At 67.9% G+C, this 15,937-nt stretch carries 15 protein-coding genes; 12 read left to right on the top strand and 3 right to left on the bottom strand.

All coding sequences use genetic code 11. The features are described from left to right. Positions 1-64 precede the first annotated feature (64 nt). Together GPX89_RS13265 and GPX89_RS13260 are read right to left on the bottom strand one after the other, a co-directional pair. On the bottom strand, positions 65-1,594 hold the full coding sequence (locus tag GPX89_RS13265) for a sensor histidine kinase (RefSeq protein ID WP_198347397.1): 1,530 nt from the start codon (positions 1,592-1,594) through the stop codon (positions 65-67). Positions 1,595-1,733: 139 nt separating this feature from the next. Next, the gene (locus GPX89_RS13260; protein WP_157387747.1) at positions 1,734-2,468 is read right to left on the bottom strand and encodes an SDR family NAD(P)-dependent oxidoreductase; all 735 of its coding nucleotides are present in this window, start codon (positions 2,466-2,468) and stop codon (positions 1,734-1,736) included. A 125-nt stretch (positions 2,469-2,593) separates the two neighbouring features. On the opposite strand from GPX89_RS13260, the gene GPX89_RS13255 reads away from it, so the two are divergent. Both GPX89_RS13255 and GPX89_RS13250 read left to right on the top strand, forming a co-directional pair. Further along, complete coding sequence (locus tag GPX89_RS13255; RefSeq protein WP_157387746.1) at positions 2,594-3,487, top strand: AraC family transcriptional regulator; 894 nt, start codon at positions 2,594-2,596, stop codon at positions 3,485-3,487. 315 nt (positions 3,488-3,802) lie between these two features. Beyond that, positions 3,803-5,755 carry a glycosyltransferase family 39 protein gene (locus GPX89_RS13250; RefSeq protein WP_235947110.1) on the top strand — a complete coding sequence of 651 codons (1,953 nt, stop codon included), beginning with the start codon at positions 3,803-3,805 and terminating at the stop codon, positions 5,753-5,755. 15 nt (positions 5,756-5,770) lie between these two features. Here GPX89_RS13250 and GPX89_RS13245 read toward each other — a convergent pair whose 3' ends face one another. Continuing rightward, entirely contained in the window at positions 5,771-6,673 is a 903-nt protein-coding gene (locus tag GPX89_RS13245; RefSeq protein ID WP_157387744.1) for an oxygenase MpaB family protein, read from the bottom strand. Positions 6,674-6,886: 213 nt separating this feature from the next. Here GPX89_RS13245 and GPX89_RS13240 point away from each other — a divergent pair, with 213 nt between their 5' ends. Genes GPX89_RS13240 through GPX89_RS13195 form a run of 10 tightly spaced genes read left to right on the top strand, consistent with a single transcriptional unit; the run spans position 6,887 to position 15,910 of the window. Further along, on the top strand, positions 6,887-7,111 hold the full coding sequence (locus GPX89_RS13240; RefSeq protein ID WP_157387743.1) for a hypothetical protein: 225 nt from the start codon (positions 6,887-6,889) through the stop codon (positions 7,109-7,111). Then, positions 7,112-7,300, top strand: a complete 189-nt coding sequence (locus GPX89_RS13235; RefSeq protein ID WP_157387742.1) for a hypothetical protein — start codon at positions 7,112-7,114, stop codon at positions 7,298-7,300. Continuing rightward, positions 7,300-8,169 (top strand): MlaE family ABC transporter permease, encoded by an 870-nt coding sequence (locus GPX89_RS13230; RefSeq protein ID WP_235947108.1) that lies wholly within the window; start codon positions 7,300-7,302, stop codon positions 8,167-8,169. The genes GPX89_RS13235 and GPX89_RS13230 overlap by 1 nt, the downstream gene beginning before the upstream one ends. A gap of 1 nt (position 8,170) precedes the next feature. Beyond that, positions 8,171-9,034: an ABC transporter permease gene (locus GPX89_RS13225; RefSeq protein ID WP_157387741.1), complete on the top strand. Its 864-nt coding sequence runs from the start codon at positions 8,171-8,173 to the stop codon at positions 9,032-9,034. Between the two features lie 8 nt (positions 9,035-9,042). After that, positions 9,043-10,461, top strand: a complete 1,419-nt coding sequence (locus GPX89_RS13220) for an MlaD family protein (protein WP_157387740.1) — start codon at positions 9,043-9,045, stop codon at positions 10,459-10,461. Further along, positions 10,458-11,480: an MlaD family protein gene (locus GPX89_RS13215; RefSeq protein WP_328601787.1), complete on the top strand. Its 1,023-nt coding sequence runs from the start codon at positions 10,458-10,460 to the stop codon at positions 11,478-11,480. The genes GPX89_RS13220 and GPX89_RS13215 overlap by 4 nt, the downstream gene beginning before the upstream one ends. Next, positions 11,477-12,514, top strand: coding sequence for an MlaD family protein (locus tag GPX89_RS13210; protein ID WP_157387739.1), 1,038 nt, complete (start codon positions 11,477-11,479; stop codon positions 12,512-12,514). Before GPX89_RS13215 ends, GPX89_RS13210 begins: the two co-directional genes overlap by 4 nt. Next, positions 12,514-13,620 carry an MCE family protein gene (locus GPX89_RS13205; RefSeq protein WP_157387738.1) on the top strand — a complete coding sequence of 369 codons (1,107 nt, stop codon included), beginning with the start codon at positions 12,514-12,516 and terminating at the stop codon, positions 13,618-13,620. Before GPX89_RS13210 ends, GPX89_RS13205 begins: the two co-directional genes overlap by 1 nt. After that, on the top strand, positions 13,617-14,738 hold the full coding sequence (locus tag GPX89_RS13200) for an MCE family protein (protein ID WP_157387737.1): 1,122 nt from the start codon (positions 13,617-13,619) through the stop codon (positions 14,736-14,738). The genes GPX89_RS13205 and GPX89_RS13200 overlap by 4 nt, the downstream gene beginning before the upstream one ends. Continuing rightward, entirely contained in the window at positions 14,735-15,910 is a 1,176-nt protein-coding gene (locus tag GPX89_RS13195; protein ID WP_157387736.1) for an MCE family protein, read from the top strand. The genes GPX89_RS13200 and GPX89_RS13195 overlap by 4 nt, the downstream gene beginning before the upstream one ends. Positions 15,911-15,937: the final 27 nt, after the last annotated feature.

Raw genomic sequence — 15,937 nt, 5'->3', positions numbered from 1 at the left:
GTCATCCTGCTTTCGGCAACCACCGCGCAAGCTCGGCGTGAGCTGTGCGCTTCCTGTGAGTCGGTCAGACCGGGAAGACGATCCGGAAGACGGTGCCCGAGCCCGGCGCGGTGAGCAGCTGAATCCGGGCTCCGTGCGCGGTGAGCACGGCCGCCACGATGGCCAGCCCGAGACCGGAACCGCCTGTGCGTGAACGTGATTCGTCGACGCGATAGAAGCGGTCGAAGACGTGCTGGGCCTTCTCCAACGGAATCCCCGGGCCGTTGTCGCACACCTCGACGATCGCCGCGGGGCCCGCGGGCAGCTCGACACCGGCCGCGGCGACGGTCTCCGAATCCGACGGCACCGGCCCGGAGGCGATGCGCACCGCGATTTCCGTCTCGGCGGGCGTGTGCGTCAGCGCGTTGCCCACCAGGTTCGTCAGCACCTGCCGCAGCCGGTGCTCGTCGCCGACCACCCGGCTCGGACCGTCCGGAAGACTCAGCCGCACAACGCGTTCGGGCTGCCGCACCCGGGCATCGAGCACCACCTCGGCGACGACGGTGGCGAGATCGACCTCGGCGAGATCCAGCGGCCGCTGCTCGTCCAGCCGCGCCAGCAGCAACAGGTCGTCCACGAGCACGCCCATCCGAGCGGCCTCGTCCTCGATGCGGCGCATCATCATGGCGACCCGCTCGGGATCGGCCCCGCCGCCGAGCCGGTACAGCTCCGCGTAGCCCCGAATCGAGGTCAGCGGGGTGCGCAGCTCGTGCGAGGCGTCCGCCACGAAAAGCCGCATCCGCGACTCGGATTCCCCCAGCTGCCGCATGGTCGTCGACAACCGCTCGAGCATCACGTTGAACGCCGTCCCCAACCGCCCCACCTCGGTATGCGTATCGGTGTAATCGACGCGCCGGCTCAGATCCCCCGCCGCGATGGCCTCGGCGGTGTGCTCGATCCGCGACAGCGGCCGCAACCCGACCCGCACCAGCCACGCCGCGACCCCCGCCAGCACCAGCACCAGCCCGGCCCCGGCGACCAGCTCGATCGTGCGCAATTCGCGCGCGGTCGCGTAGTACCCGTCCAGCGGCATCACCACGGCCGCCGTACCCCCTTGCGGCTGCGCCTCGTTCGGCGGCTGCACGACGGTCCGGACCCGCCACGGCGTCCCGTGCGAGTCCTTCACATCGAAGATCCCGCTCCCGCGCGCCCCCACCGACGCCCTGTCCATCGCCGGTAGCGCCAGATCGGTGGCCCCCACCCCGATCTGCCCCACCTGCTTCCCGGACACATCGAAGAACAAGATCTGAAACGTCGAAGGCAACCCCGACACCGGCGAGGTGGTCCGCGGCGGCGGAGGCGGATGACTCTCCTGCGCCATATCCCCCGCCACCGAATTCAACTGCCCATCGATGCGCGCCAACTCCGACCGCCCCAACATCGACAGACTCAACACCCCGAACCCGCTCAGTCCGGCCACCGTGATCACCAGCACCGCCACCAGCAGCCGAGTCCGCAACGTCCACCGCCGCAATCGCCCCACCCCGCCACTCCGGCCGCCTGCCGCGCGGGCACCGTCCCCGATGGCCCGCCCGGTAGCCGCCAGATCGCTCACGAACCCCACCTGAACACAGCCCAGCCCACCTTCCCCGCATCCCGCAACTCCCGCGCCGAGATCCGTATGTCCCCGATCCCTCCGGGACGGTAGGCGACGAACCTCTGGCCAACTCGAGAGTCACCCTCGAGTGGGCGGGTCAGAACATGCCGCCGCTGGCATGGAGGGTTTGACCGGTTATCCAGCGGGCGGCGTCGGAGGCGAGGAAGGCGACCACGTCGGCGATTTCGGCGGGTTCGGCGAGGCGGCCGAGAGGGATGTCGGCGGTGATAGCGGAGAGTTGGTCGTCTCGCAGTGTTGCCGCGACGGTTTCGGTGCGGGTCGGGCCGGGGCGGACGCTGTTGACGGTGATTCGGCGGGGTGCCAGTTCGGTGGCCAGCACCCGGACGAGTTGGTCTCCGGCGGCCTTGCTCGCGGCGTACAAGCCCGCGGTCGGGCGTGGGAGGATCGCGGCCCCGCTGGAGATGACGATGATCCGGCCGTCATCGGTCACGTGCCGGGCAGCCGCGCGCAGGGTCGCGAAGGTGGCTCTGGTGTTTGCGTCGAATACCCGGTCGTAGTCGGCGTCGGTGGCCTGGGCGAGCGGAGTGAAATGGGTGACGGCCGCGCTGTGGACCACCACGGCCGGGTCGCCGTAGCGGTCCCGTGCGACGTCGAACAGTCGCTGAACCTGTTCGGGCACAGTGACATCGGCCGCCACGGCCGTCGCGTCGCCGCCTGCGGCGCGGATGATGGCGACGACCTGCTCGGCTGCGGCGGCATTGGAGCGGTAGTTGACGACGACCGCGGCTCCCTGCGAGCCGAGTCGCTCGGCGACGGCGCGGCCGATGCCGCTCGCGGAGCCGGTGACGATGACGGTTGGAGTGTTGGACATGGTGGTCTCCCTTTGGTCGGGTACTTGCGAATTGCTGTGCAGCACTGACGTTATGGGGAGCCGATGATCCGAACCATGGTCGAATGTGCCGGAAGCATGTTCGATCGGATCAAACAAGGGGCACAATGGAAAGCGATGTCCTGAGCGACGCGGTGGCCGCGTTGACGACGGCACCAGCACTGTCCGTGCACATCCGGGCCCGAGCGCCCTGGGGACTACGATTCGGCGGACGGCGTGGCTTCGGCTTTCATGTCGTCGTGCGCGGCGAATGTCTGCTCCTCCGCGACGGCGCCGGGCCGGTTCCGTTGCAGGCCGGGGACGTCGTCCTGGTGCCCGGCGGAGTGGTGCACACACTTGCGGATTCCCGTGACGCCGCGCCGCTGGATCTGGTCGTCGACCACCGCGTCGACAGCGTGACCGTCGGCGGTGACGGCGCGGAAGCCGTTGTGCTGTCGGGTGCTTATCGACTCGAACGAGGCGTGCGGCACCCACTGCTGGCCACGCTGCCCGATGTCATTCGGCTGTCCGGGCCGCGGAGAGATCGCCTGGCCGCAGCCGTGGAACTGCTCAGCACCGAGATCGAAACGCGTGAACCGGGCAGCGATGCCATCGTCGCGGCGCTGGTGGACGCGCTGCTGGTCTACATCCTTCGAGCCTGGCACGAGGACAACGCCACGGGCTGGACCGCGGCGATGACCGATCCGGCCATCGGACACACCCTGCACCGGATGCACGCCGCGCCCGCCGAACCGTGGACCATCGATCGCCTGGCCGACGAGATCGGTATGGCGCGAGCCACATTCACCCGCCGGTTCCGGAGATTGGTCGGCGAATCTCCGCTCGCCTACCTCACCCGCTGGCGGATGATCACGGCCGCCCGCCTGCTGCGCCGCGACCGCGCGCCGCTCGCGGCCGTCGCCCGGCAGGTGGGCTACGACTCGGAATTCGCGTTCGCCAAGGCGTTCAAGCGGGAGTACGGGATCGCGCCCGGCGCCTATCGCCGACAGGACCCGCGATGATGGCTCGGCGCGGGTTCCGCGGCGGATATCCGGCGCACAGTCGACGCACAGGTGGCTCCCAGGACGTCCGCCCATGATTGCCAGCTGGTTCCCAGGCTCGCGCTACGTTCCCCCGAGCCGTGGCGGCCAGGATCGCTGGCAATGACCGCGCCGACTACCGGATCGCGGGGAAGCGAAGGGGACGAAGCGATGACTTCGACGGTGCCACGGGCGGAGGTGGCGACGCATCGGCGGCGCGACCCGGATGATGGCGAAACATGGTTCGCGAGAGCGTTTTTCGGACCGAGAACCCAACCTCGGTGGGCGCGGCCGGGAATGCTCGCGCTACTGGCGGCGACGGCCGTGCTGTATTTGTGGGATCTCACCGCGTCCGGGTGGGCGAACGAGTACTACTCGGCGGCAGCGCAGGCCGGGTCGCAGAGTTGGAATGCGTTGCTGTTCGGGTCGTTCGACGCCGGTAATGCGATCACCGTGGACAAGCCGCCCGCCGCGATGTGGGTGATGGGCCTGTCGGGCCGGGTGCTCGGGTTCAGCCAGTGGTCGGTGCTGTTGCCGCAGGCGCTCATGGGTGTCGCGTCGGTCGGCCTGCTCGCGGCCACCGTGCGACGGTTGAGCGGCCCCGGCGCCGGACTGGTGGCGGGTGCGGTCGCCGCGCTGACGCCGGTGGCGGTGTTGATCTTCCGGTTCGACAACCCGGACGCACTGCTGGTGTTGCTGCTCGTGGCCGCCGCCTACTGCACGGTGCGCGCGATCCAGGCCGACGGCGGGCGGCTGTGGTCCGCACCGACCGGGTGGCTGGCGCTCGCGGGCGTGGCGGTCGGGTTCGGCTTCCTCACCAAGATGATGCAGGCGTTCCTGATCCTGCCCGGGTTGGGTCTCGCGTTCTTGATCGCCGCGAACAGCCCACTGCGGCAGCGGATCTCGGCACTGGTACTCGCTTCGGTGGCGGTGGTGGTGTCGGCGGGGTGGTACATCGCCGTGGTCGAGTTGTGGCCCGCGGATTCCCGGCCGTACATCGGCGGCTCGACCGACAACAGCCTGTGGCAGCTGGCGGTCGGCTACAACGGCCTCGGCCGGATCTTCGGCGGCAGCGGCAATATGGGTGGCGGCGGCCCGAGCGGCGGCGACGCGCCTGAAGGCATGCACGGTTTCGCGGGCTTCAGCGGATCGCCCGGCCTCACGCGCCTTTTCGGCTCCGAGATGGGCGGCGAGATCTCATGGCTATTGCCTGCCGCACTCATCGGCTTGCTCGCTGGCCTCTGGCTCACACGCCGCGCACCCCGCACCGACCGAACCCGCGCGGCCTTCGTGCTGTGGGGCGGCTGGCTGCTGGTCACCGCGGTGACCTTCTCTTACATGAGCGGCACCGTGCACCCGTACTACACCGTCGCGCTGGCTCCGGCCATCGCCGCGCTGGTGGCCCTATCCGTGCGTGAACTATGGTCGCGCGCAAGCCATCCCGCCGCCCGCCTGACCTTGGCGGTGATGGCGGCGGTCACGGGCGCGTGGTCGTTCGCGCTACTGAACCGCACCCCGGACTGGACGCCGTGGCTGCGCTGGACGGTCCTCATCGGCTCGATCCCGGTGGCACTGGCCGTGATCGCCGGTACCCGCGGTTCCCGCCGCTGTGCCGCGGTACTGATCCTGTCGGGCGCGCTGTTCGGCCTCGGCGGCACCGGCGCCTGGGCGGTGGCAACGGCAGGTCGGTCACACGCTGGCGGCAACCCACTCTCCGGCCCGACCAGCCAGAGCTTCGGCATTCCGGGTGGCGCGGGCCCGGGGGGCGGCGCGTCCAACCAACCGACCGGTGAGCGACCCACGCCCCCGACCGGCACGTCCGACCAAGCGCCCGAGGGGATCCCGACCACTACGCCCGACGAAGCCCCCGCGACGGACGGCGGTCACGGCCCGGACTCCTCGTCCTCGAGCAATGCCGACCTGGTGTCCTTGCTGGAGCAGACCAATGGTCGCTGGGCGGCCGCCACCGTCGGCTCGGGTTCGGCCGCGGGCCTGGCTCTGAACTCCGGCAAGTCGGTCATGGCCATCGGCGGTTTCGCCGGCGGCGACAGCTCCCCTACGCTGCGACAGTTCCAGTACTACGTCTCCACCTGCCAGGTCCGCTACTTCATCGACGGCGGCGGTTTCGGCCCGGGCGGCGGCTCGGATTCGACTGGCTCCCAGATCAGCGCCTGGGTGAAGGCGAACTTCACCGCGGTCACGGTCGGCGGCACCACCGTCTACGACCTGTCCCAGCCGCACACCGCATGAGGAACGGCTTCGTTCTCAGATCAGCGCCTTGTGCTTCTTCAAGCGGCGGCGCACGTCGGCCATCATGGAGCGGGTTCCGGCATTGCGAATGAATCTGGGGATGAAGCGGTTCACGAATCCCACGAACAGGAAGAGGTGTTCGAAGCGGCGTTGGTCGGACGGGGTCCATTGGACGCCGAGTTGTTCGCGGAAGTGGGGCGGCAGGTAGCCGACGGTGAGGAAGCGCAGGAGGCCGCCGAAGAGGACCCGTAGGTACCAGTGGATCATGCGCAGGTGCAGGAGGTCGTCGATGAAGGCGCGAATCTTCTCGTCGGCGGCGACCTGCTCGCAGGCCAGCAGCCAGTACTCGTCGAACTCGGCGCGGGTGGCGGGCCACATCTCGTCGGTGACCTGCAAGGTGGTGCCCAGTGGGGCGGCGGTGGAGTAGAAAGCTTGCGCCTGTTCGGCATTCATCTTGCCGTTGAGCAGCTGGTAGGAGTCCTCGAAACCGATGTAGAGGCAGGCGGCCACCCACAGCTGCAGGTTGCGGTCGAAGGCGTTGTAGCGCACGGCCGCGCCCGGTTCGGATTTCACCTGCCGATGCGCCACATTGACCGCTTCCCGGAAGGCGACCTTCTCCTCGGGCGTGCCGAGAATGGCGACCGCGAGGTAGGAAGCGGTGGTGCGCAACCGTTTCCACGGATGCACCATGAGCGCCCCGGACTCCACCCGGCTGTCGGCCACCCCGTACCCGACGCCCGGCCGCGCCATCTGCATGGCGACGTTCGCCGCGGCCCCCGAGAACTGCCAGAAGTCCAGTGCGTCTTCGAGTTTCGGCGGCCGCTTGCCGTCGGGGCGGTGCACGCCGGGGATGTGGATGCGCGTCTGCTCGAGGGTCAGGGTGGGCGCGCCGGACGGCTGCGCTGCCGCAATGGTCATGAGATCCCCCTTCGGGCGTTCCAATCAATGAACGGATACTAACTTAACGTCTGCGCAAGCAACACGGGTTGAGGATTACCAGCGATACTGCACGGCTTTACCCCGCAGAAAAGATCGCCAGAATCGCTTCCACTCGCGAGAATAGTGAGTAACATACGTCGCGGCGACCGCCGTGCACAGAGGCACGGCCGGGCGGGGAAAGGAATTCGCGACATGCTGAAACGCTTGGATCGCATACTCAGCTACGAGATGAAGGTGTCCGAGTTCCTCGGCACGCTCATCATTCTCGGGATTCCCTACGGGTTGATCGGGGTCGTGTGGACCCTCACGCACACCTCGCATTTGAAGCAGCTGCACGGCATCGACGTGATCGTCTCGTTCCTGGGATCCATCGTGTGCTGGCCGGTGCTCACCTTCTCGAATGTGTGCATGACGTAGATGATGGCTCTGGTCTGGCTCATCGACATCCTGGTAATCGGGATCAAGATCCTCGGTGGGCGTATGAAGGTCAATCCAGTGCTGCGCTTCGGGCTGTGGGTGGCCGTGTTGTGCACCGTGGCAGCGGGTTTCGCAGTCCTCGGCGTCGGGCTGGTGGCATTGCAGCACCATCTGGCGGGGATGGCCTGATGACGACACTCGAGAAGTCGCCCGCCACAGCGGAACTGGAATCCTCGGAGCTCGACCGGATCGGCCGGAGCCTGCGCGGGTTGTGGCAGCGGCATCCGCAGCGGTCACTGGAAACCCTCGGCCGGCAGGTCGATCTGGGTCGCGATGCCCTGCGGCAGCTGTTCGTCTCGATCCTCCAGCGCCGCTTCCCGTATCGCGAGTTCATCAAGCAGTGCGCCTTCATGACGAGCGTGTCGGCCGCGCCGACCGTGCTGGTGGCCATTCCGATCGCGGTGGTGGTGTCGATTCAGGTCGGCGCACTCGTGAACCAGGTCGGCGCGACGACGTTCATCGGCGCGGTGGCGGGGCTCGGCATCATCCGCCAGGGCGCGCCGCTGGTCACCTCGCTCATGATCGCGGGCGCGGTCGGCTCGGCCATCACCGCCGACCTCGGCTCCCGGACCATCCGCGAGGAGATCGACGCCATGATGGTGATGGGCGTGGACCCGGTCCGCCGGTTGGTCGCGCCCCGGCTGGCGGCGGCGGTGCTGGTGAGCATGCTGCTGTGCGGATTCATCGTCTTCGTCGGCTTCGCAACGGCTTACATGTTCAATGTCTACGCCCAGTCGGGCACGCCGGGCTCGTTCATCGGCTCGTTCGCCTCCTTCGCGGTGGCAAATGATCTGGTGATCGCCGTCCTCAAGGCGGCCATCTTCGGACTGCTGACCGCGGTCATCGCCTGCGATATCGGACTGCACGCGCACGGCGGGCCGGGCGGGGTCGCCAATGCGGTGAACTCGGCGGTGGTGAGCTCGGCGCTCATGCTGTTCGCCACCAATATCGCGCTCACCCAGCTCTACAACACGCTGCTGCCGTCGAAGGTGGTGTGAGATGGGCAGTACCTACACTCCCCCGGCGCTGCGCCCGGTGCGGATGGCCACGAACGTGGTCTCCGTCCCGTACCGGGCCAATCAGCGTCTCGGCCATCAGGTCATCACGTTCTTTCAGGCTCTGATCGCGATTCCGTTCGTGCTCAGGCACTATCGCCGGGAGGTGCTGCGCCTGACCGCCGATGTCGGCTGGGGCAACGGCTCACTGGTGGTCGGCGGCGGCACCATCGGCGTGGTCGTCGCGCTGTGCGGCTTCGGCGGCATCACCGTCGGCATGGAGTCGTTCACGGCGCTGAATCTGCTGACCATGTCCCCGCTCACCGGGGCCATCTCCGGTTTCGCCACGACGCGTGAGCTCGCGCCCATCATCGCGACCCTGGCCTTCGCCATTCAGGCGGGCTGCCGGTTCACCGCGCAGCTCGGCTCCATGCGCATCTCCGAGGAGATCGACGCGCTGGAATCCATTGCCATCCGGCCACTTCCGTATCTGATCAGCACCCGCATGATCGCCTCCACCCTGACCATCATCCCGCTCTACAGCGTCGGCCTGGCCACGGCGTATCTGGCGACCAAACTGTCGGTGCTGTTGCTGGGCGGCACCACCGCGGGCACCTACGACCACTACTTCTTCCAGTTCCTGCTGGGACCGGACGTGTTCTGGTCGCTGCTCAAGGTCATGGTCTTCGTGATGCTCTCGACGTTCATCCAGTGCTACTACGGCTACGTCGCCACCGGCGGGCCCGAGGGCGTCGGGGTGGCGGCCGGACGCGCCATCAAGATGGTCATCGTCGTCATGGTCTTCGTCAATCTCTTTCTGACCCTTGCGATCTGGGGCATCGACCCCGGCTTCCGCATCTCGGGATAGGTGTTTCGATGATTCTCGATCCCAGCGGGCGGGGCCCCACGGCCCGGCAGCTCACGCTGGCCGGACTCGCCCTGATCGCGACCGTGGCGCTGCTGGTGTACCTGCTGGCGCTGCGCTACACCGGCCGCTTCGAGGACAAGATGGCGGTCACCGCGGTCCTCACCAGCACCGGTGACGGGCTGCCCGCGCACGCCGACGTGAAGTTCCGCGGCATGGTCGTGGGCCGCGTCGAGGACGTGGCGGTGGTCGCCAAGGGTGAGCGACAGCGGGCCGCGATCGCGCTCGAACCGCAAGTGGCGGGCACGATTCCGGCGACGGTGGCGGCGCGCGTGATTCCCAACAATATCTTCGGGGTGACCGCGATCGAACTGGTCGACACCACACCCACCGGGGACGGGCTGCGCGCGGGCGCGACCATTCCCGAGGACACCAGCTCCGCGACCGTGCAGTTGCAGACCACGCTCAATGTGCTGCGCACCGTGCTCGACAAGATTCAACCGGAGAAGCTGGGGCGGGTGCTGTCCACACTGTCGGCCGCCCTCGATCCCTCTTCCCGGGTGCCGGGTTCCACGGTCGAGCGGCTCGACCACTGGATCACCGAGGTCCGCGGCATCGACGGCATCGGCGATCTGCTCGGCAATCTGGGGCGCGCGGCCACCGCGCTGAGCGAGTCGGCCCCGGATCTGGTGGGGACACTGGCCAAGTCGGTCACCACCGCGCGCACGCTCACCGAACAGCGCTCCGCGCTCATGGACCTGCTCACCAGCGGCGGCACCGCGGTCGACACCGTGAACGGGCTCTTCGCCCGCAATCCCGACTCCGGCAAGTTCCTGGTCTCGGGCCTGAACCAGCTCTTCGGCAGCCTGGCCCAGGACCCGCAGGCCATCCCGTACGCCATCGCCAATCTGAACACGGCCCTGCAGCGGTTGCAGACCACGTTCAGCTTCGGGCCGAAGAAGCAGATGGTGTGGAAGATGGACGTGACCTTCACCCCGTTCCAGCAGTACACCGCGAAGGACTGCCCGCACTACGGCGCGCTGGCCGGTCCGCGCTGCGGCGGGTCGACGGTGCCGGAAGCCGCTCCGGCACAGGAGTTTCCACAGCAGCTCATGCCCAAGCGGCTCGACGCGGCGGGACCGGTCCCCGCCGATGGCACGCAGCCGGTCGATCCCGGGCAGCCGGGCCTGCCCGCTGTCCCGGGTCTTCCGCAAATCCCCGGCCTGCCCGCGATTCCCGGGCTTACCGCGCCGGCGTCCTACTCGGAGACCACACCACCCGCTTCTGCGACGCAGCAGAGCGGGCTGCGCGGTGCCGAGGCGATCGCGGCACTGGTCGGCCACACCCCCACCGCGGCCGAGACGGTGCTGCTCACGCCGATCCTCGCGGGCGGTTCCCTGGTTCCGGCGAACAGCGGAGGTGCTTCGTGAAATCCGGAAAAGCCTTGGCCGGCTTCAGCCTTTTCGCGGTCGTCGCGGTGGTGCTGACCTACACCATCTGGTCGACCCTGCAGCGTTCGGTTCCCGGTGGCACGCACAGCTATTCGGCCGTGTTCTCCGATGTGCTCGGCCTGCGCGTCGGCGACGACATTCGCATGGCGGGTGTGCGGGTCGGGCGGGTGGACAAGATCGCCTTCGCCGAGGACTACCGGGCCCGCGTCGACTTCCGCATCGAGGACGACCAGCACCCGACCACCACGACCAAGGCGCTGGTGCGCTACCAGAACCTGATCGGACAGCGCTATATCGCGCTGATTCCGGGCAAGGACGCCGGGCAGGTGCTGCGCTCCGGCGATCAGATCCCGATCGAGCGGACCGAGCCGTCCTTCGACGTCTCCTCGCTGCTGTCGGGTTTCGAGCCGCTGTTCAGCGTGCTGCAACCGGATCAGGTGAACTCGTTGTCGGAGACCTTGATTCAGGCCCTGCAGGGCAACGGGGTGTCGCTGAGTGCGCTGGTGACCCAGGCCGCGCAGCTGGCGGGCACCTTCGGGCAGCGCGACGAGATCCTCGGTCAGGTGGTCGGCAACCTGAGCAGTGTGATCTCGGGCCTGGCCCATCGCAGCAACGAGCTCGAAACGCTGATCACCCAGGCGCGGGCGCTCACCGACGCGCTCTACGCGCAGGGCGGCACGCTGAAGTCGTCGGTGGAACGCGTTGCGACGGCGACCGATTCGCTGGTGAACATCATCGCCCAGGTGAAACCCGGTGCGGCGCGGGCGCAGACCGACGCCTCCGCGGGTGTCGCGCTGCTGCTGCTCAATGGCGCGTCGCTGGACAAGGCGGCCGTCGAACTGCCCGACATCCTCAATGGCGTCGCGCGTTTCAGCAGTTACGGCGCGTACGGCAACGCGTACCTGTGCAGCCTGGACGTGTCGCTGTGGGGTGTGCTGCTCCCGCCGGGCCTGTTCAACCAGATCGGTGGCCGATCCCATTCGGAGGTGTGCCGATGACGCGGCGACTTCGCATCCCGCGCGGGCGCGCGATCCGCTGGCCCGGCTTTCTCGCCAACCGCTACCTGCGGCTGGGCTTGTTCGCCTCGGCGTTCGTGGTGCTGCTGCTGGTCGGCTCCAGCGTGCTCGAGCGGGCCCAGTTGGGCGACAAGACGATTCACGCCGAGTTCGTCCAGGCGGCCGGGTTGCGGCCCGGCGCGACCGTCGACGTCTCGGGCATCGAGGTCGGGCAGGTCAGCGCGGTCAAGCTGGACAACGGCAAGGTGCTCGTCGACATGCGGGTGCACAGCGACGTCACGCTCAGCGACGAGGCGCGCGCCGCGATCAAGATGTCGACCATCCTCGGCCGCCTGCACGTGGACCTCACCCCGGGAAAGGGTAAGGCGCTGGCCGGGGATCGGATCGAGCTCGATCACACCTCGGTGCCCTACAACCTGGGCAAGGTCATTCAGGATCCGCGGTACAAGAACTCCTTCGAGCGCATCGAGAAGCTGGACCCGCAGAAGCTGCGCCGAGCCCTGGATCTGGTGGACCAGCAGATGGGCAACTCACCGGAGCTGACCGTGCAGGCGCTCGACAGCGTGGGCGCGCTGGCCAAGGTGATCAATGATCGCCGCGACGAGGTGGACACGCTGCTGAAGAGCATGGACACCGTCTCGCAGCTGGCCTCGGACAATCAGAACAGCGTGCTGCTCCTGCTGACTCGGGGTGAGGCCATCGGCAGCGCCGTGCAACAGCGGCAGACCCTGCTGAAACAGCTGCTCGACAATGTGGCGTCGCTATCGGGCCTGCTGCAGCAGATGGGGCTCGAGAACAACAACCAGCTCGCCCCGCTCATCACCGACCTGAACACCATGTCCGAGGGCCTCCAAAAGAACAAGGGCAACCTCGACCTGCTGTATCAGACCATGCCGGTGACCTTGCGACAGTTCAACAATGTGCTCGGCGACGGCCCGTACGGAAACGTGTACGCGCCGTGGCTGTTTCCGGACAACTGGCTGTGTTTCGCGCAGGCCGTGCAGGGGTGCAAGTGATGCCATTACGCAGACGATCCAAATTCGCCGCGGTCTGCGCCGCGGTACTGCTCACTTCCGCGTGCGGACTGCTGCCCGACTCGCTCGTCTCGCTGCCGAAGGACTACCTCGGGGCGCGGATGAAGATCACGGCGGACTTCGAGAACGTCGCGGGGCTCTACGCGGGCAATGACGTTGCCGTGCTGGGCGTTCCGGTCGGCACCGTCGAAACCGTCACGCCCAAGGGCAGTTACGTCCAGGTCACCATGTCGGTGGACCGCGATGTCAAGATTCCCGCCGATGCCTTTGCGGCGCTGGTGAATCCACAGCTGATCACGAATCGTCACGTGGAGTTGACTCCGGCCTATACCGGAGACGGTCCCACGCTGTCCGACGGTGCCTATATCCCCTTGGAGCACACCAGGGTTCCCGTCGAACTCGACCGCATCCTCGCCACCTTCTCCCAGCTCGGCGAGGCACTGAAGGGCGACAACCAGACCGGGCCGATGGCCAGCCGCGTCCTGTTCCCGCTGCTCAACGGCAATGGCGACAAGCTGCGCGAGACCCTCGATCAGCTGTCCTCGGCGTTCGAGGTCACCTTCGCCAACAAGGACCAGATCTCCAACACCATCATCAAACTCAATGACATCACCCAGGTCATCGCCGCCAACGACCAGACCGTGCGCGATTTCAGCGGACGCCTGACCGACCTGGTGAACCTCATGGGCGAGCAGGCCCCGGGCATCGACGCGGTGCTGAAGCAGCTCGACGACTTCGTCACCAACACCTCGACCCTGGTGGGGCAGAACAAGGATCAGCTGGCCGGCGCGCTGACCCGCTTCGTCGGCATCACCGACCAGATGCGCGCCAATGCCCGCGGCCTCACCGAGATCGTCGACGTGGGCCCGCTCATGTTCCAGAACCTCGCCAATGCCACCAGCAAGGAGGACCAGGCCCTGCGCCTGCACGGCCTGCTCGACAAGTCGCTGCTCGACAGCGAGATCCTGTCGACCTTCTGCCAGCGCATCCAGCTGCGGCTGGACGGCTGCCGCACCGGCAAGGTACAGGACTTCGGCCCCGACTTCGGCCTCACCGCCGCACTCCTGGGAATCGCGAACCTGAAATGAGACTACGCACAACGACTCTGGGCGGCCTGCTCACCGCGACGACCCTACTGGCCGCCACCGGCTGCGCGGTCACCGTGGACACCCTGCCCATGCCCAAACCCGGTCTGGGCGCGCCCGGATACACCGTGCACGCGGCCTTCGCCGACGCCCTCAACCTGCCCGACCACGCGCACGTCAAGATCGGCGGCACCGATATCGGGGTGGTCACCAGGATCAAGACGACGAATTTCCTCGCCGACGTGCAGATGCTCATCCGCCAGGACATCCGGCTGCCCAAGGGCACCACCGTCGAACTGCGCCAGGGCACTCCGCTCGGCGACATGTTCGTGGCCATGACCCTGCCCTCGGCACAGGAGGCCGGGGAGCCGCTGCGCGACGGCGACAGCATCGGCCTCGACCACACCGCGGCGGGGGCGTCGGTGGAGCAGCTCATGATGTCGATCTCGCTGCTGCTCAACGGCGGCGGCATCAATCAGGCCGCCAAGATCACCGGCGAGATGAACTCCATGTTCGCCGGGCGCGCGCCGGAGCTGTCGCATCTGATCACCGAGATGACCGCCGCCATCTCGGCGCTCAACGCGCGCACCGGCGATATCGACCAGGTGCTGGGCGGAATGAACTCGCTCTCGGGCGAATTGGCGCGGCGCAAGGCCCAACTCGGGCAGGCCGCCGACACATTCCCCGGACTCATCGCGCTGCTGACCGAGAACAATCAGCAGATCGTGGACCTGCTGGCCAAGGTCGCCACCACCACCGACGCGCTCGGCGACTTCGCCGACACCACCGGTGGCGATTTCGTCGGGCTGTTCACCAGCATTCAGGCGCTCATGTCCGGCTTCGCGCAGAGCGATCAGCTGACGGGAGCGCTGGACGGGCTGCATCAGATCTATCCGTCGCTCATGGCCAGCCTGCGCGGGCCCGCGCTGGCGGTGGCGGCGACCGTGTCGTATCTGAGCGTCGGCGCCCTCACCGATCCCAGCGGCAGCCGCTGGCCCGAACTCGGGGATGTCGGGCAGTTCATCGGAAGCCTGGCGCAGGTGCTGGAGAAGGTGTTCGGGCGGGTCACCAGCCCGCCCCGGCAACCGGACACCCAGCCCGAGCAGGGAGGGGATCGATGAATCCGCCACTGTGGCACTGGGTGGTCCGCCACCGCATCGCGATCGCGAACCTCGGGCTGATCGTGGTGCTGATCCTCGGGTCGGGATACATCGGCGGATATGTGTTGCGGTTCAACCCGATTCCGCACACCTATTCGGTGACCGTCGAGTTGAGTTCCTCCGGCGGGCTGCTGCCCGGCAACGACGTCACCTTCCGGGGCAGCCGGGTCGGCAAGGTCACCGACGTCCACGCCGCCGGGGACGGTGTCGCCGCCGTCACCGAAATCGACGACAGCGCACACATTCCCGTCGGCGGCACCGTCGCGGTCGGACGGCTCTCCGCGGCCGGGGAGCAGTACCTGGACTTCCGGCCCGACTCCGACACCGGGCCCTACCTGCGCGACGGCGCGCTGGTGGAGCGGGCGCACACCGGGGTTCCGGTGCAGATCCAGTCGGTGTTCGCCAACCTCAGCGACCTCATCGGCGGCATGAACCCCGACCGGCTGAACGTGATCATCGACGAACTCGACAAGGCCCTCGCCGGTGGCCCGGATCGCCTGCGCGACATGATCTCCGGCCTCAGCCGCGCCATGAGCGGACTCGACGGACTGCTCCCCCAGACCCGGCAGCTCATCGAGAACCTCGAGGTCATCGCCGACACCACCCAGCACGCCCAGCCCGACCTGGGCACCCTCACCAAGGCCGGCGGCGTGCTGTTCGACCAGTTCGCCTCCGCCGACCAGGAACTGCGCAAACTCCTGCAACAGGGCCCCGGCCAGCTGGCGACCCTCAACGGCTTCCTCACCGAAACCCAGGACCCCATCACCAATCTGGTGACCAACTTCGTGGCCGTCACCAAGGCCGCCAAACTGCGCGCCCCCGCCATCGCCGCCCTCTTCCCGGCCCTGCGCGCGGGCTCCGAGGCCCTCGGCATCCCCGCCCACGACGGCGCCTACAACACCCTCGTCGACCCCTGGCCCCGCCCCAGCTGCGACTACGACACCATCCCCGTGGTACCCACCGACATCCAGACCGACACCCGCATCCGCCTCTACAACTATTGCGTCACCTCCAACCCGGCCCTCCAGATCCGCGGCTCGGCCAACGCCCCCCGCCCCGACGTGCCCGACAACGGAGCCACCACCCCGCCGGGGGCCACCGGCAACGAACTGTCCCAGCCCATCCCCCGGTAACTCGCCCCGACCAGCCCAGGAGACTTC

Source organism: Nocardia terrae, assembly GCF_009760405.1.
In the GTDB taxonomy this organism is placed as follows: Bacteria; Actinomycetota; Actinomycetes; order Mycobacteriales; family Mycobacteriaceae; genus Nocardia; species Nocardia terrae.
Note: the sequence above shows the minus strand (reverse complement) of the source record. Positions and strands in the feature narration are given on the sequence as shown.

Excerpts from the sequence above, each read along its gene's own strand:
- GPX89_RS13260 (WP_157387747.1), bottom strand. The coding sequence starts at position 2,468 with ATGTCCAACACTCCAACCGTCATCGTCACCGGCTCCGCGAGCGGCATC.
- GPX89_RS13255 (WP_157387746.1), top strand. The coding sequence starts at position 2,594 with ATGGAAAGCGATGTCCTGAGCGACGCGGTGGCCGCGTTGACGACGGCA.
- GPX89_RS13250 (WP_235947110.1), top strand. The coding sequence starts at position 3,803 with ATGCTCGCGCTACTGGCGGCGACGGCCGTGCTGTATTTGTGGGATCTC.
- GPX89_RS13245 (WP_157387744.1), bottom strand. The coding sequence starts at position 6,673 with ATGACCATTGCGGCAGCGCAGCCGTCCGGCGCGCCCACCCTGACCCTC.
- GPX89_RS13240 (WP_157387743.1), top strand. The coding sequence starts at position 6,887 with ATGCTGAAACGCTTGGATCGCATACTCAGCTACGAGATGAAGGTGTCC.
- GPX89_RS13235 (WP_157387742.1), top strand. The coding sequence starts at position 7,112 with ATGATGGCTCTGGTCTGGCTCATCGACATCCTGGTAATCGGGATCAAG.
- GPX89_RS13230 (WP_235947108.1), top strand. The coding sequence starts at position 7,300 with ATGACGACACTCGAGAAGTCGCCCGCCACAGCGGAACTGGAATCCTCG.
- GPX89_RS13225 (WP_157387741.1), top strand. The coding sequence starts at position 8,171 with ATGGGCAGTACCTACACTCCCCCGGCGCTGCGCCCGGTGCGGATGGCC.
- GPX89_RS13220 (WP_157387740.1), top strand. The coding sequence starts at position 9,043 with ATGATTCTCGATCCCAGCGGGCGGGGCCCCACGGCCCGGCAGCTCACG.
- GPX89_RS13210 (WP_157387739.1), top strand. The coding sequence starts at position 11,477 with ATGACGCGGCGACTTCGCATCCCGCGCGGGCGCGCGATCCGCTGGCCC.
- GPX89_RS13205 (WP_157387738.1), top strand. The coding sequence starts at position 12,514 with ATGCCATTACGCAGACGATCCAAATTCGCCGCGGTCTGCGCCGCGGTA.
- GPX89_RS13200 (WP_157387737.1), top strand. The coding sequence starts at position 13,617 with ATGAGACTACGCACAACGACTCTGGGCGGCCTGCTCACCGCGACGACC.
- GPX89_RS13195 (WP_157387736.1), top strand. The coding sequence starts at position 14,735 with ATGAATCCGCCACTGTGGCACTGGGTGGTCCGCCACCGCATCGCGATC.